The organism is Arthrobacter mangrovi, assembly GCF_026011795.1.
GTDB classification, from domain to species: domain Bacteria; phylum Actinomycetota; class Actinomycetes; order Actinomycetales; family Micrococcaceae; genus Crystallibacter; species Crystallibacter mangrovi.
The window spans coordinates 231236-245975 of sequence record NZ_BRVS01000002.1; the positions used below are offsets into that span (position 1 = coordinate 231236).

The window sequence follows — 14740 nt, forward strand, 5'->3', positions numbered from 1 at the left end:
CAGGTTGAGGGTTAGAGTTATGTCAAGCTACTTCTATTCCGAGACGCTATTGGCATCATTGCCCTCATGCAATGACCAGCCGCCGCGTGTCGTCCAACTGCGTTTCTATTGCTCATCTCGTGACCGGCCGCGTCGGTGTCGAGACGTCGTATACCGTAATACCGCCCTCCGGCTCCTCCGCCTTAAGCAGCACTTCGAAGACCTTCGCCTTCAAGTCCAGCTGGTCGGCGTTGCCCCAGATGACCTTCTTGCCGTTGGTCAGCTGCAGCTGGACGGAGTCCACGGTCTTGGCGGAGGCGTGTTCCAGCTCCGCCAGCACATCCTGCGGCAAGGCGCCCAGGACCGTCGTCAACGTCCGGAAAATCTCCCGGTCGTCGGCGACCGTGCTGTCGTCGATCAGCGGGAGTTCGGCGTCCGTCCGCTTCCCGACCGTCGCCAGCCGCTTGCCGTCCGAGTTGACCAGGGCAAACTTCTTGCCGGTCTCCAGCAGCGCCACCGGCGGGTGCTCGATCACCTTGACGCCGAGTTCGGACGGCGGTTTCGCCTCGACTGCGACATCATGCACCGCGGGAAACTTGCTCAGCAGCGCCCTGACCTCCTTGTCGCTGACCTGCGGCAGAGGTTTGCCCTTCAGCGGCTCCAGGGCGGCCACGACCTGTGCCTTCGGAGTCAGGTCGGTCCCGCTGACGCTCACTGCCTGGACCGCCAGCACCGGGGAAAAGACCAGGACGGCAAGCAGCCCGACGAAGAGGACTATCGCGGTGGCACCGCCGATGAGCAGCCGTCGGCGCAGTTTGCGCCTGGGAGACTCGGGGAACGCGACGACCGTCCGTGCTGCGTCGTCCACGGACGACGCCGTCACGGCCTTGCGCTGCCTGGTGGGCTTGGCGGCCGGTCGGCTGCCCCCGGCGATCGTCCCGCCGCCGGCGGCCGGTCTTCCCGAGCCGCCGCTGCGTCCGCCGGCCTCCCTCTCCGATACCCGGCCCGTTTTCCCCCAAGCGAGGGCTCGCCAGCCGGCGCCGGTCTTGCCGCTGCTGCCTTCCGGAGGCTCGGGCAGAGCCTTGGTGGCGCTCGTCGCCGTGCTGCTCTTGACGCCCATGGCCGTGACCTTGCCCGAGTTGATCCGGACGGTGCCGGGCTCCGCCCCGGAGGGTTCCTGCCCGGCGCCCCTCGGGCCGGAGGAGCGCTTCGGGGGATCCGGATTCCGGTGCCCCTCGCCGGTGCGCTTCCCGGGGTCCGCGGGCGGCTGGACGCCGGAACCCGCTGCCGGCCGGGCCGGCCGCGAAGCGGCGCCGGCACCGCCGGAACCCGGAGCAGCCTTGGGCGTGGCGGGCTTGCGCGGCTTCCGGACCGCCATCAGTGGCGGCCGTCCGCTGTCCGGCGGGCCAGGTCCTCCACGAGCCGCGGTCCGTATTGCGTGACGTCCCCTGCCCCGATGGTCATCACGATGTCGCCGGGCTGCGCGCGCCCGGCCACGGCCAGGACGGCGTGGTCCGGATCGGGCTCGTAGCCGCCCGACGTGTCCAGCCGCTCGGTGATCAGCTCGCTGGTGACGCCGGGGATGGGGTCCTCGCGGGCCGGGTAGATGTCCAGCACCGCCACGCTGTCCGCCAGCGACAGCGCCTTGGCGAAGTCGGCGGCGAACTCGCGGGTCCGGGAGAACAAGTGTGGCTGGAACAGCACGTGGACTTGATGGCCCTGGGCCACCCGCCGGGCTGCCTGGAGCGCCGCCTCAACCTCGGTGGGGTGATGGGCGTAGTCGTCGAAGACGCGGACGCCGCCGGCTTCGCCGCGCGCCTCGAACCGGCGGGCTGCCCCGGTAAAGCCGGCGAGTCCGGCCGCGGCAGCCGCGGGTTCCAACCCGACGCCGAGCCCGGCCGCGAAGGCAGCAGCGGCATTGCGGATATTGTGCTCGCCCGGCACCTGCAGCCTCAGCTCCTGGGTACCGCCGTCGAATTCGAGGGTGCTGGAACTCGACGCCGCATCGAAGCGGCTGTCCCGAATGCGGACGTCCGCGTCTTCGGCATAGCCGTAGCCGACGATCCGCTGTCCGGTGCCGCGCGCCCGGAAGCGCTCGGCCAGGGCACGGGCCCCGGGATCGTCGAGGCACACGACCAGCACGCCATCCTGAGGCAGGAGCCCGGCGAAACTGTCGAACGAGGCATAGACGGACTCGGCCGAGCCATAGTGGTCGAGGTGGTCCGCCTCCACGTTCGTGACGATGATGGTCTTCGGCAAGTAGTTGAGGAAAGACCCGTCCGACTCGTCCGCTTCGGCCACGAAGATTCCGCCGGTTCCGTGGGCGGCGTTGACGCCGAGCGCGGCGACGTCGCCGCCGATGGCGAAGGAGGGCTCGCGGCCGGCGCTTTGCAGCATCACGGTGACCATCGCCGTCGTCGTTGTCTTGCCGTGCGTCCCCGCGACGGCGATCAGTTCCTGCGACCCCATCGAGGACGCCAGCGCCACGGAGCGGTGGATGATGTTCAACCCGCCCGCGACCGCCGCCTCGAGCTCGGGGTTGTCCGGCCGGATGGCAGTGGAGACCACCACGGTGTCCGCGCCGGCGATGTTCCGCCCGTCGTGGCCAACGTGGACCACGGCGCCAAGTTCCTCAAGCTGCCGGAGCGTGCGCGAGTCCTTGCTGTCGGAACCGGAGACGGCCACGCCGCGGGCCAGCAGGATCCGGGCGATGGCGGACATGCCGGCACCGCCGATGCCGATGAAGTGGACCCGGCCCAGGTCTTCGAAGGCCAGCCTCGTGGTGGTGTGGAAGTCTGCGGCTTTCATCGGTTCCCCTCCCCTGCGGCCTCGAAGACCATCTTTGCCATGCGCTGGTCCGCGTCCCTGATCCCCAGGCCTCGTCCGGCGGCCGCCATGGCTTCCAGCCGGGCAGGGTCCTTGAGCAGGGCCGGCACGTTGGCCTCGACCCATTCCGCGGTAAAGTCCTGGTCCCGGACGAGGACGGCGCCGCCGGCTCCGACCAGGTCCGCCGCGTTGAGCGCCTGCTCGCCGTTGCCGTGCGGCAGCGGCACCAGCACCGCGGGCAGGCCGACGGCGGCCACTTCGCAGACAGTAGCGGCACCGGCCCGGGCCAGGAGCAGGTCCGCCGCGGCGTAGACATCCTCCATGCCGTCGACATATTCGACCTGCTTGTAGCCGGGGGCGGCCAGGGGGGAACCCGCCCCGTCCAGCTGCTGCTTGCCCCGCCCCGTGATGTGCAGGGTCTGGATCCCGGCGTCCGCCAGCGCCGGGAGCGCCGCCGAGATCGTGCGGTTGATGCTGGCTGCTCCGGAAGAGCCGCCGGTGACGATCAGGGTGGGCTTGTCCGCCGCCAGTTTCAGCCGTTCGCGCGCCGCCGGCCGCCGGGCGGCCCGGTCCAGCGAGGAGATTTCCGTGCGCATCGGCATTCCCACCCAGGCGGCATGGGGCAGCCGCGTGCTCCGGAAGGCCACCGCGACATGCCGCGTCAGCCGGGCGCCCACCCGGTTGGCCAGCCCCGGCCGCGCGTTCGCTTCGTGGATCACCATCGGGACGTTGGCCCGGCGCGCGGCGATGTACATGGGTGTGCTGACGTAGCCGCCGACGCCGACCACGACGTCCGCACCGGCCTGTTCGATGATTCCGCGGGCCTGCCTGACGGCGGCCGCGAACTTGAACGGAAGCTTCAGCAGGTCCAGCGAGGGACGCCGCGGCATCGGGACCCGCTCAATGGTCGTCAGCTCGAACCCTGCGGCGGGGACCAGGCGGGTTTCCATGCCGGCCGCGGTGCCGACCGCCAGGATCCGCGCGTCGGGTTCATCGGTCCGGATGGCCCGGGCGATCGCGAGCAGGGGGCTGATGTGCCCGGCTGTACCGCCGCCAGCGAGAACCACGGAAAGGTTCGGGGAGTTCATCTTGGTGCTTGGGTACCTTCTGTTTCGGGACAAAAAATTGCGGGGCGGCCACGGGCAGTTCAGGCCCGGCGGACCTTTTTTGCCTGCGCGGCCCGTTTGGCGTCCGGCCGCGCAAAGGACAACAGTACCCCCACGGCGGCAAGCGTGATGGTCAAAGCCGACCCGCCGTAGGAGATGAACGGCAGCGGCACGCCGATGACCGGCAGCAGCCCCGTGACAACCCCCATGTTGACGAAGGCCTGCCCGATGATCCAGACCATGATGGCCCCGCCGAAGATCCGCACGAACGCATCGTCGCGGCGCATCACTGTACGGACAATAGCGACGGCGAGGATGCCGAAGAGCGCGACCACCACCAGTGTGCCGAGCAGTCCCAGCTCCTCGCCGATGATGGCGAAGATGTAGTCGTTGTGCGCCTCGGGAATCCAGCTGTACTTCTGCCGGCTCTGGCCCAGGCCCACGCCCCACCAGCCGCCGGAGGCGAGGGCGAAGAGGCCGTTGCAGGACTGCATGTTCAGCCCGGTCGTATCGTCGCAGCTCTGGTCCAGCCACATGGTGATGCGGGCCACGCGGTTGGGGCTGGTGATCGCCAGCAGCAGCACGCCGGCAACGGCGGTGGCGCCGGCGATGGCGAACAGCTTCATCCGCGCTCCGCCGAAGAACAGCGCGCCGGCGACGATGAGCATGATGATCATGGCGGTGCCCAGGTCGTTCCCGGCCAGGACCAGCAGGACCACCAGTCCGCCGACCGGTAGCACGGGCACCACCAGGTGCTTCCACTCGTGCAGCAGCGGACCCTTGCGGACGAGGATGCACGCGATCCACAGGCCGAGGGCAAGTTTGGCCGCCTCCGAAGGCTGGGCGGTAACGCCTGGCGCAAGCTGGATCCAGTTCCGGTTGCCGTTCACGTTGACGCCAAGCGGCGTGAACACCAGTACCAGCAGCGCGAGCGAGAGCCCCAGGGCAGGCCAGCCAAGTTTCTTGTAGGTGGGAATACTGAGACGGGACAGTACCAGCATCAGGATGATGCCGCCCGCGGCGAAGAGGCCCTGCTTCATGAACAGGTCGAAGGGCGAGGCGCCCTCGGCAATCGATTCCACGGCCGACGACGAGAGCACCATGAGCAGGCCGATCGCGGTCAGCGCCAGCGCCGAACCCAGGATCAGGTAGTAGCTGAACCCCGACGGCTCGCGGTCCGCGCCGTCGGCCCGGTCCAGCAGGGCCTTGGCCTTGACCAGCCACGCCGCGCGCGGCTCCCGGGGTGGAGCCGCAGGCCGCTGCCCGCCGGCCGACACCGCGGTATTTCCTGCCGCGGCCTTCGACGCCGGCTTCCGGGACGAGCCCCGGGTAGGCGTGGTGACCATCAGTACTCCTTATCCGGTCTGCGCCGGTCCTTCCCCAAGTCCGCGTACGGCTTCAATGAATGCATCGCCGCGGTCGGCATAGGACCTGAACTGATCCATCGAAGCAGCCGCCGGAGCCATGAGCACGGTGTCGCCATCGGAGGCGATCTGCGCTGCGGCCTCGACCGCGCGCGCCATGATCCGATCGCCGCCCGCCAGCGCCTCTCCGCTTCCGCCAGGCTGCCCGCTCCCAGTCTCTCGCGGCGGAACCGCGATTACCGGGACATCCGGCGCGTGTCGTTCCAGGGCCGCCAGAAGGCCGGCGCTGTCCACTCCGATGATGACGGCGGCCTTGAGCCTGGCGGCGTGCAGGGACACGAGTTCGGCGTAGTCCACGCCCTTGGACAGGCCGCCGGCGATCCACACGACCGACGGGAAGGCAGCCAGGGAGGCCGAGGCGGCGTGGGGGTTGGTCGCCTTGGAATCGTTGATCCACAGCACTCCGTGCCGTTCGGCGACCTTCTGGATCCGGTGCGCGCCGGGATCGAAAGACCGGATGCCTTCCCGCACCGCGGCGGGTTCGACTCCATACGCCCGCACGAGCGCCGCCGCGGCCAGTGCGTTCGCCACCAGATGGCGCGGAGCCACTTCGCCGAGGTCGGAGATGGCGGCCAGTTCGGCGGCGGAGTCCTTGCGCTGCTCAATGAACGCGCGGTCCACCAGCAGGTCCTCCACAACGCCCACCATGCTGATCGCCGGCATCCCCGTGGTGAAGCCGATGGCCCGGCAGCCCTCGACGACGTCCGCCTCTTCGACCATCGACTCGGTTTCCCGCTGCTCGGCGTTGTAGACGCAGGCCACGCGGGTGTTGGCATAGACCTTGGCCTTGTCCGCCAGGTAGTTCCCGTACGAACCGTGCCAGTCGACGTGGTCCTGGGCTACGTTGAGGCAGACGCTGGCCAGCGGGGAGAGGGAATGCGACCAGTGCAGCTGGAAGCTGGACAGTTCGACGGCGATCACATCGTAGCCCTCGGGGTCCCTGACTGCATCCAGGATGGGCGTGCCCACGTTGCCGGCGGCGATCGCCCTGAGACCCGCGGCCTGCAGCATCGATGCGGTCAGGCCTACCGTGGTGGTCTTGCCGTTCGTGCCGGTGATGGCCAGCCACTCGGCGGTCTTGCGGCCCGCCTTCTCACGGACCCGCCAGGCCAGTTCGACGTCCCCCCAGATCGGGATGCCGGCAGCCGCCGCGGCGGCCAGCAGGGGCTGTTCGGGGCTCCAGCCCGGCGAGGTCACAATGAGTTCGGCCGGCTCCCCGTCAACCAGCGGCAGGGTCTCGGCGGCCGAGCCGCCCAGCAGCACCTGCCGGGCGCCGACGATGTCCAGCGTGTCGGCCTTGGCGCGGTTCCCCTCGGAGTCGCGTCCGTCCACGACGACGACCCGGGCGCCGAGTTCGATCAGCGTGTCCGCGGCGGAAAAACCGCTTAGTCCGATGCCGGTTACGACGACGCGCAGGCCCGCCCAGTCGGCGTCCCACGTCGTCAGTTCGTCCAGCCGGCTTCCGTGCGTGCTCACAGTCCCACAACCCATTCCGCGTAGAAGATGCCCAGTCCGGCGGCAACGCACAGGCCGGCGATGATCCAGAAGCGGACCACCACGGTCACCTCGGCCCAGCCCTTGAGCTCGAAATGGTGCTGCAGCGGCGCCATCTTGAAGACCCGCTTGCCGCCGCTGAGCTTGAAGTAGGCCACCTGGATGATGACGGACATGCTGATGAGCACGAACAGCCCGGCCAGCACCACCAGCAGCAGCTCGGTGCGGGAGAGGATGGCGAAGCCTGCCACGGCCCCGCCGATGGCCAGCGAACCGGTGTCTCCCATGAAGATCTTGGCCGGCGAGGTGTTCCACCAGAGGAAGCCGACGAGCGCGCCCATCAAGGTGCCCGCCAGGAGCGCCAGGTCCAGCGGATCGCGCACTTCGTAGCAGACCTCTCCCGGCACCTTGACGGAGCCGCAGGTCTGGTTGAACTGCCAGATACCCATCAGCATGTAGGCGGCAAAGACCATGACGGAAGCACCGGCGGCCAGCCCGTCCAGGCCATCCGTGAGGTTCACGCCGTTGGTGGCACCCGTGACAATCAGGTTGGACCAGATCACGAACAGGATGGCGCCCAGCACGGTTCCTGCGAAGGCCAGGTCAAGCCACGGGATGTCCCGCACGAACGAGATTTTCATCGACGCGGGCGTCCGCCCCGCCTCGTTCGGGAAGTTGAGGGCGAGGATGGCGAAGGCCACGCCGACGATGCCCTGCAGGACGATCTTCTGCCAGGCGCGCAGGCCGAGGCTGCGCTGGTTCGAGATCTTCAGGAAGTCGTCCGCGAAGCCGACCAGGCCCATGCCGCCCATGAGCAGCAGCAGCACCCACCCGGACGCCGTCGGCCCCGTGTGCGACGGGCTGATCATCCATTCGACCAGGTGCGTTAGCAGGTAGGAGGCAATCACTGCCGCCACGATGACCGCGCCGCCCATGGTAGGCGTCCCGCGCTTGGTGTGGTGCGAGGTCGGTCCATCGTCGCGGATGAACTGGCCGTAGCCCCGGCGCACCAGCAGCTTAATGAAGAGGGGCGTGCCAACGAGGGCCAGCACCAGCGATAGAGCCGAGCCGATCAGCAGGGCGATCATGCGGGCAGGCCTTCTTCCTCTGCAGGCTGGGAACCGGCCCCACCGGCGCCACCCTGGGCCACCCGGTCGCCGAGGAACCGAAGTCCGGCTCCATTGGATGATTTGAAGAGCACGAGATCGCCTGGCAGCAGTTCGTCCTGCAGCACCCGGTAGGCGTCCTCGGGCGTCTCGACGAACATCGACTCGTCGCCCCAGGACCCTTCCATCACCGCCGCGTTGTGCATGGCCTTGGCACCCGAACCGACCACGATCAGCCGGGCGATGTTCAGCCGCACCACGATGCGGCCGATCGCGTCGTGCTCAAGCACGGCGTCATCGCCGAGTTCCAGCATTTCACCGAGCACCGCCCAGGTCCGCCGTCCTTCGCCCCGCCCCAGTTCGGCGAGGGTCCGCAGCGCGGCGCGCATGGACTCCGGATTCGCGTTGTAGGCGTCGTTGATGACCGTGACGCCGTCGGGACGTTCGGTGCGCTCCATCCGCCACCTGCTGGCCGGACCGCGGCCTTCCAGGCCGGAGGCGATCAAATCGGCGCTGATGCCCAGCGACCACGCCGCCGAGGCCGCCGCGAGCAGGTTGGCCACGTGGTGGCTGCCGATCAGGCCGGAGCGGACGTGCCTGCGTTCCCCGCTCGGGAACACCAGGTCGAATTCGGGGTGGCCGTCGGCCGTGGTCCCGAGCCCGGTGGCCCGGATGACCTGTGCGTCCGGCGCCTCGGGGGCGAATTCGTCGTCCGAGGTGAAGAAGAGCTGGTGCGCCGAGGTCCGGGAGCTCATCGCCCGCACCCGCTGGTCATCCGCGTTGAGCACGGCGGTTCCTTCGGGCTGCAGCGCCTCGACGAGTTCGCCCTTGGCACGGGCAATGTTCTCCACCCCGCCGAACTCCCCGGCGTGGGCCGAACCGACGCAGAGAACGACGCCGGTGTGCGGCTTCACCATGTCCGTCAGGTAGGTGATGTGGCCAATTCCGGTCGCGCCCATCTCGACCACCAGGTACCGGGTGTCGAAGTCCGTGTTGAAGATGGTGAGCGGAACGCCGACTTCGCCGTTGTAGGAGCCGACGGGAGCGACGGTCGGGCCGGCCTGGGCCAGGATCCCGGCCAGCAGGTCCTTGGTCGTGGTCTTGCCGGCGCTCCCGGTGATGCCCACGATATCCAGCGGGCCGTTCGCCCGCAGCCGCTCGAGGATGCCGGCGGCGATGGCACCCATGGCCTCCACGGCGTCCGGCACGACGACCTGCGGAAGGACGCGGCCGCCGTCGTCCGTCACTTCCCGCTCCGTCAGGGCCAGCACGGCTCCGGAGCCGAAGGCGGGCAGCACGAAACGGTGGCCGTCCGTGCTCTCCCCCGGCTTGGCTACGAACAGGCTTCCGGGGCCGGCCTCGCGCGAATCGGTCACGGCGGAATCCACCGTCACCGACGCGGTGTCCGCCGAGCCATCCACCGGCTCGCCCGTGAGGCGGCCGCCCGTCATTGCCGCGATTTCGGCTGCAGTAAGTTCAATCATGACGATCTAGGACTCTACCGCCTCGGCGCCGAGGGCAGAGAATCCGTGCCGGCGCAACGCGCGGCGCAGTTCGACCCGGTCGTCGAGTTCCAGGTTGACCCCCTTGACCTCCTGGAAGACCTCGTGGCCGCGGCCGGCGACCAGCACGGTGTCGGCCGGCCCGGCCATCGCCACGGCACGGTCAATCGCGTTCCCACGTGGGAAGACTTCCAGCACCTGGGTTGCCAGGGCACGCGTCCGGACGGCCTCCTCGGCCCCGGCCAATACGCCGTTGCGGATGGTCTGTTCGTCCTCGCCGTGGGGGTCGTCATCCGTGACAATCACGACGTCGGCCAGCCGCGCCGCGATCGCTCCCATCAGCGGGCGTTTCGTCTGGTCGCGTTCGCCGGTGGCACCGAACACGATGATCACCCTGGACCCCTCCTCGGGGCGGCGCACCGAGGCGAGCGTACGTTCGAGGGCGTCAGGATTGTGCGCGAAGTCGACGATGGCGGCCGGTTCGGCGCCGACCAGCTGCATCCGTCCCGGAACCTCCACAGTCAGCGGGTCGGCCGTGTCGAGGGCGTGCTGCAGCCGCGCGGACTCGACCCCGGAAGCCAGCAGCATCACCAGGGCCAGCGCCGCGTTGGAGACGTTGAAAGTGCCCGGCAGCCCGGTCCGGGCCTGCAGCACCTGGACTCCCGGTCCGTGCAGCTCGAACCGGTGCCCCAGGCCGACGCGCTCGACCGCGCGGACGGACCAGTCCGCCTCCAGGCTGCCCTGCGTGGCCAAGGTCACGGTCTCGACCCCGGACTTCCCGGCCAAAAGCCGGCCCCATTCGTCATCCACGCAGACGACCGCCCTGCTCGCCCGCTGCGGCGTGAACAGCTTGGCCTTGGTGAGGAAATAGTCCTCCATGCTGCCGTGCAGGTCCAGATGGTCCTGCGTGAGGTTGGTGAAGCCGGCGACGTCATAGCGCACGCCGTCCACGCGCCGGTAGGAGATGGCGTGCGAGGACACCTCCATGGCCGCCGCGTCGAGGCCGCGTTCGCGCATCAGGGCGAGGATGCCGTGGACCTGCGGCGATTCCGGGGTGGTCAGGGCGCTCGGAATCGGCTGGTCCCCGGCAACGATCTCGATCGTGCCGATCAGGCCGGTGGTCTTGCCAAGGGACTTCAGCAGCGAGTTGACGAAGTACGTCGTCGTGGTCTTGCCGTTGGTCCCGGTCACGCCGAAGAGCTGGGGCCGCGGCGCATCGGCCGGCTGGCTATTGAAGATCCGCGCCGACAGCGGTCCGACCAGGTCGCGGAGGCCGCCGGCGGTCAGGACCGGGACGCCGGACAGCCCCGATGCCTCGACGAGCCGCACGCCGTCGTCGTCCGTGAGGATCGCCGCTGCGCCGGCCGCCGCGACCTGGGAGGCGAACTCCGCCCCGTGGCGGTTGGCACCCCCGAGGGCCACGTACAAATCCCCCGGTTCGACGCTGCGCGAATCCATGGAGATGCCCGTGACCTCGGTGCCCCAGTCGACGCCGTCCGACGCCGCGAGCGGCGCGAATCCCGCATCGGCCAGCGCCTCCCGCAAGGTGCCCAAGGTGACCGGTTCGACCAGTTCGGGCCTCATGGGCGAGGCAGAACGGCGCGGCGGACGAGGGGTGGTGCTCACAAAGTTCTCCAGAATCATCTATTCGAGCGGCAGTTTGACCGGCTTGGTGTCGGACGGCGGGACGTTGTACGTGCTGAGCACCTGTCCCATGACCTTCTTGAAGACCGGCCCCGCGGTCAGCGAGAACACGCCGCCCTCGGGCCGCTGGATGGTCGCCACTACCACGTACTCAGGGTCCTCCATCGGGGCAATGCCTGCGTAGGAGATCGTGTAACCGCTGAACCCGCCATCCTCGGAAGGAGCCTCGGCGGTACCCGTCTTCGCCCCCATCCGGTAGTCCTCAACTTTACCCGGCAGCCCGCCGCCCTGGTTCGCCATCGTCTCGAGCATGTCCTGGACCTGGTCCGCGGTCTCATTGGATACCGCGCGCGTGCCTTCCTCCCGCGGCACTTCGTGCTCCGTGCCGTCCGGGTCGATGTAGGCGTCGATCAGGCGCGGCTTCATGCGCATCCCGCCGTTGGCAATCGTGGCGTACGCCGTGGCAGTGTGCAGCGCCGTCTGAGCCAGGCCCTGGCCGAAGAGAACGGTGAATTCCTGCCTGCCGTCCCACTGGTCGGGCTTGGCCAGCAGACCCGGCGTCGTGCCCGGGATACCGATGTCGTATTGCTCCCCGATGCCGAACCTGCGCAGGTAGTCGTAGCGCTGCTGGCGGGTCAGCTGTTCGCCGATCATGACCGTGCCGGTGTTGAGCGACTTGGCGAAGATGCCCGCCGTCGTGCGGGTCTCGGTGCCGTGCGGCAGCGCATCGGTGAAGGTCTGGTCGTTGACGGTGTACTTCGGCGGGATCTTGTACTTCGTGGTCGGTGTGGTGATCCCCTCTTCGATGGCGGCGGCCATGGTGATCATCTTCGTCGTCGATCCGGGTTCGAAGGCCCTGGTCGCCGCGAGCGATTGGCGCATCCCGTCCTTCGTGGCCCCCGGATCGTTGGGGTCCACGGTTTCCGAGTCCGCCATGGCGATGATGTCACCGGTCTTGGCGTTCATGGCCACGATGGTGCCGTAGTCCGCGCCGTACTCCTTCACCTGCGCCGCGATGGCTTCCTGGGCGTACCACTGCAGGTCGGAATTCAGCGTCAGGCGGACGCTTTGGCCGTCCTCGGCAGGGGTTTCCTCGTTGGTGGCTACCGGGATGCGGATGCCGTCGGCACCGATCTCGAAGGTCCGTTCCCCGGGTGTGCCCTCGAGCAGATCCTGCTGGGTGGCTTCAATGCCCTCAAGAGGGCTGCCATCGGAACCGAGGAAGCCGACAATGGAACCCGCCACCTGCCCCATCGGGTAGCTCCGCGTCGTCGTCTCGCGCGACTGCAGCCCCGGGAAGGCGAGGTTTTCCACCTTCTCCTGGATGTCAGGCGTCACCGACTTTGCAACGTAGTTGAACGGCAAGTCGCCGACGACGGCCTTTTTGACAGTCTCCACGTCCTGGCCGAGGATACCGGCCAGTTTCTTGATTTCCCCGTCGATCTTGACCTGTTCCAGCTGCTTGGTCTTGGGATTGAACCGCTCGAAGTCCTCGACCAGCCGCTGGTCCACCACGATGTCGAAGCGCTGCACGCTGCGCGCGAGCACGGTATTGTTCGCATCCAGGATCTCGCCGCGCAGCGCCGGGATCTCGGACGTCCGCAAGCGCTTGTCGACGGCGGCCTGGGCCATGCCGGCTGTATCCAGGCCCTGCAGCTGGAACAGCCTCGCGCCGAGGATGACCAGCAGGACCATGACGATGGCCAGCCCTGCCCGCAGCCGCCTGGCCGTTGTGTGTGCCCGTTGACTGTCTTGGACGTTGGCCTTACCAGCTGCCACTACTCATCCTTGCCTGTCCTCGCGGGCTTGTCGTATTACTGCCCTGTTTTCTGCTTCGGAGCCGGGATGGTTCCGCCGTTCAGCTCAGCTTCGCTGAACTGAACCGGCTTCTGATCGCCAGCCGGCTTCTTCTCAGCCGGTGCAGGCTCGCTGTCCTGCGCGGCTGCCGGCTTCTCCTTCTGCACCGGTTCGTCCGGAGTTTTGGCCTCCGGACGGATGGCGGGAACCTCGGCCGGAAGCTCGGGACGCTCCACTTGCTGTTTCGGAGCGGACCCGTCCTTCTTCTGGGCAGCTTGCGGCTTTCCGTTCACCTTCATTGTTTCCAAGTCGATGGAACCAACCGAGGGAGAAACCACCATGCCCAATTCTGCCGCCTCCGCGGCCAGATTCTGGGGAGCTTGGCGATTCTCGAGTTCCTGTGTCAGTTTTTCGTTCTGCTGGGCGAGCGCGACCTGTTCCCCGCGCAGCTGGACGATTTCGTACTGGCCGCCCGACACCGAGATGTTCAGCATCAGCACGCTGCCCAGGGCGGCAACGAGCACGGCGAAGCAGAAGACGGCAAACGGGACCCGGCGGCGAGCCGGTCCGGAGGGTACGAGTGCCAGCGGAGTGCGGCGCGTCTGGGCAGGTTTCGGCCGGGCATGGTTGCCCTCCAGCACCTGCGCGGTACTGCCGTGCACGTAGGTTTCCGTGGCCGGCCGCGCCTGGCGCGCTGTAGCACTCATGATGCACTCCTGTTCCGAATACGCTCTACCGCCCGCAGCCTGGCCGATGCCGCCCGCGGATTTTCTTCGATTTCTGCCGCCGTCGGCACTTCAGTCCCCTTGGTCAGCGTCTTGAGCTGGGCCTTGTGCTCCTCGAGTTCCACCGGGAACCCCACCGGAGCCGATGACCGGGATCCAGCCGCGAAATAACCTTTCACGATCTTGTCCTCGAGCGAGTGGTACGACATGACCACGACACGCCCGCCCAAGGCGAGAACTTCCAGCGCCGCCGGGATCGCCCGGTCAAGGACGTCAAGCTCCTCGTTGACTTCGATCCGGAGGGCCTGGAAGGTCCGCTTGGCCGGATGGCCTCCGCTACGTGCAGCCGCCGCGGGAACAACCCCTCGGATCACCTCCACCAATTCGCCGGTAGTCGCCAGCGGCGCCTCCTCGCGCGCCCGCACGATAGCCGCCGCGATCCGGCCGGCGAACTTCTCTTCGCCCCACTTGCGGATGATGCGGACCAGGTCGTCCTGGGAATAGGTGTTGACCACATCGGCGGCCGTCGGTCCCGCACTGGTATCCATGCGCATGTCGAGCGGCGCGTCGTAGGAGTATGCGAACCCCCGTTCCCGCTCGTCGAGCTGGAGGGAGGACACGCCGAGGTCGAAAAGGACGCCGTCGACGCTTGCGAATCCAAGGTCGCGGACTACGTCGGCGACCTCGTCGTAGACCGCGTGGACAAGGTCGGTGCGCTCCGCGAAAGCCGACAGGCGGGCTCCGGCGAGGGCGAGGGCCTGTTCGTCGCGGTCGATACCGATGAGATGCAGCTTCGGGAACCGTGTCAGGAGCGCCTCGGAATGCCCGCCCATGCCGAGCGTGGCGTCAACGACGACGGCGCGGCCGCGGGCCTCGATTGCGCGTTCGATGGACGGGGCCAGGAGATTGACGCAGCGATCGCGTAGCACAGGGATGTGGCGGTCCTCCGTGGGACGCTCATCGCTCATGCCGTTTTGCTCCTTGTGCCTGTAGGAAGTGCTCTTGTCCTTTAAACCCGACGATTCTTGGACCGGATCCCCATCCGCGCCTGGCTTGCCCCGCCTGGCTCAGGGGAAGGTGAGCCAGGTGGTTACGCTGGGCGGCTGGAGATCCCATTCAAGAATCTGCCGTTTACCT

At 68.2% G+C, this 14740-nt stretch carries 11 protein-coding genes; all 11 read right to left on the reverse strand.

The genetic code is table 11. From position 1 onward, the window contains the following. Nucleotides 1-112: 112 nt before the first annotated feature. Genes AHIS1636_RS03240 through rsmH form a run of 11 tightly spaced genes read right to left on the reverse strand, consistent with a single transcriptional unit; the run spans nt 113 to nt 14571 of the window. Nucleotides 113-1357, reverse strand: a complete 1245-nt coding sequence (locus AHIS1636_RS03240) for a cell division protein FtsQ/DivIB (protein ID WP_264794374.1) — start codon at nt 1355-1357, stop codon at nt 113-115. Further along, on the reverse strand, nt 1357-2787 hold the full coding sequence (murC, locus tag AHIS1636_RS03245) for a UDP-N-acetylmuramate--L-alanine ligase (RefSeq protein ID WP_264794375.1): 1431 nt from the start codon (nt 2785-2787) through the stop codon (nt 1357-1359). Before murC ends, AHIS1636_RS03240 begins: the two co-directional genes overlap by 1 nt. Continuing rightward, nucleotides 2784-3893, reverse strand: coding sequence for an undecaprenyldiphospho-muramoylpentapeptide beta-N-acetylglucosaminyltransferase (gene murG, locus AHIS1636_RS03250; protein ID WP_264794376.1), 1110 nt, complete (start codon nt 3891-3893; stop codon nt 2784-2786). The genes murC and murG overlap by 4 nt, the downstream gene beginning before the upstream one ends. Nucleotides 3894-3952: 59 nt before the next feature. Next, a complete protein-coding gene (ftsW, locus tag AHIS1636_RS03255) occupies nt 3953-5257 on the reverse strand; it encodes a putative lipid II flippase FtsW (protein ID WP_264794377.1) in 1305 nt (434 codons plus the stop codon). 9 nt (nt 5258-5266) lie between these two features. Beyond that, nucleotides 5267-6826, reverse strand: a complete 1560-nt coding sequence (murD, locus tag AHIS1636_RS03260) for a UDP-N-acetylmuramoyl-L-alanine--D-glutamate ligase (protein WP_264794378.1) — start codon at nt 6824-6826, stop codon at nt 5267-5269. After that, complete coding sequence (mraY, locus tag AHIS1636_RS03265; protein WP_264794379.1) at nt 6808-7917, reverse strand: phospho-N-acetylmuramoyl-pentapeptide-transferase; 1110 nt, start codon at nt 7915-7917, stop codon at nt 6808-6810. Before mraY ends, murD begins: the two co-directional genes overlap by 19 nt. Continuing rightward, complete coding sequence (locus AHIS1636_RS03270; protein ID WP_264794380.1) at nt 7914-9419, reverse strand: UDP-N-acetylmuramoyl-tripeptide--D-alanyl-D-alanine ligase; 1506 nt, start codon at nt 9417-9419, stop codon at nt 7914-7916. Before AHIS1636_RS03270 ends, mraY begins: the two co-directional genes overlap by 4 nt. A 6-nt stretch (nt 9420-9425) precedes the next feature. Beyond that, nucleotides 9426-11081: a UDP-N-acetylmuramoyl-L-alanyl-D-glutamate--2,6-diaminopimelate ligase gene (locus AHIS1636_RS03275; protein WP_373875770.1), complete on the reverse strand. Its 1656-nt coding sequence runs from the start codon at nt 11079-11081 to the stop codon at nt 9426-9428. Then, a complete protein-coding gene (locus AHIS1636_RS03280) occupies nt 11082-12860 on the reverse strand; it encodes a peptidoglycan D,D-transpeptidase FtsI family protein (protein ID WP_373875771.1) in 1779 nt (592 codons plus the stop codon). It abuts the gene before it with no gap. Between the two features lie 35 nt (nt 12861-12895). Then, nucleotides 12896-13585 (reverse strand): cell division protein FtsL, encoded by a 690-nt coding sequence (ftsL, locus tag AHIS1636_RS03285; protein ID WP_507762585.1) that lies wholly within the window; start codon nt 13583-13585, stop codon nt 12896-12898. Further along, nucleotides 13582-14571, reverse strand: a complete 990-nt coding sequence (gene rsmH / locus AHIS1636_RS03290) for a 16S rRNA (cytosine(1402)-N(4))-methyltransferase RsmH (RefSeq protein ID WP_264794382.1) — start codon at nt 14569-14571, stop codon at nt 13582-13584. The genes ftsL and rsmH overlap by 4 nt, the downstream gene beginning before the upstream one ends. Nucleotides 14572-14740: the final 169 nt, after the last annotated feature.

What these genes read in the sequence shown, in the direction of transcription:
- AHIS1636_RS03240 (WP_264794374.1), bottom strand. Translation starts at nt 1,357, where the DNA reads ATGGCGGTCCGGAAGCCGCGCAAGCCCGCCACGCCCAAGGCTGCTCCG.
- murC (WP_264794375.1), bottom strand. Translation starts at nt 2,787, where the DNA reads ATGAAAGCCGCAGACTTCCACACCACCACGAGGCTGGCCTTCGAAGAC.
- murG (WP_264794376.1), bottom strand. Translation starts at nt 3,893, where the DNA reads ATGAACTCCCCGAACCTTTCCGTGGTTCTCGCTGGCGGCGGTACAGCC.
- ftsW (WP_264794377.1), bottom strand. Translation starts at nt 5,257, where the DNA reads ATGGTCACCACGCCTACCCGGGGCTCGTCCCGGAAGCCGGCGTCGAAG.
- murD (WP_264794378.1), bottom strand. Translation starts at nt 6,826, where the DNA reads ATGGGTTGTGGGACTGTGAGCACGCACGGAAGCCGGCTGGACGAACTG.
- mraY (WP_264794379.1), bottom strand. Translation starts at nt 7,917, where the DNA reads ATGATCGCCCTGCTGATCGGCTCGGCTCTATCGCTGGTGCTGGCCCTC.
- AHIS1636_RS03270 (WP_264794380.1), bottom strand. Translation starts at nt 9,419, where the DNA reads ATGATTGAACTTACTGCAGCCGAAATCGCGGCAATGACGGGCGGCCGC.
- AHIS1636_RS03275 (WP_373875770.1), bottom strand. Translation starts at nt 11,081, where the DNA reads ATGATTCTGGAGAACTTTGTGAGCACCACCCCTCGTCCGCCGCGCCGT.
- ftsL (WP_507762585.1), bottom strand. Translation starts at nt 13,585, where the DNA reads ATGAGTGCTACAGCGCGCCAGGCGCGGCCGGCCACGGAAACCTACGTG.
- rsmH (WP_264794382.1), bottom strand. Translation starts at nt 14,571, where the DNA reads ATGAGCGATGAGCGTCCCACGGAGGACCGCCACATCCCTGTGCTACGC.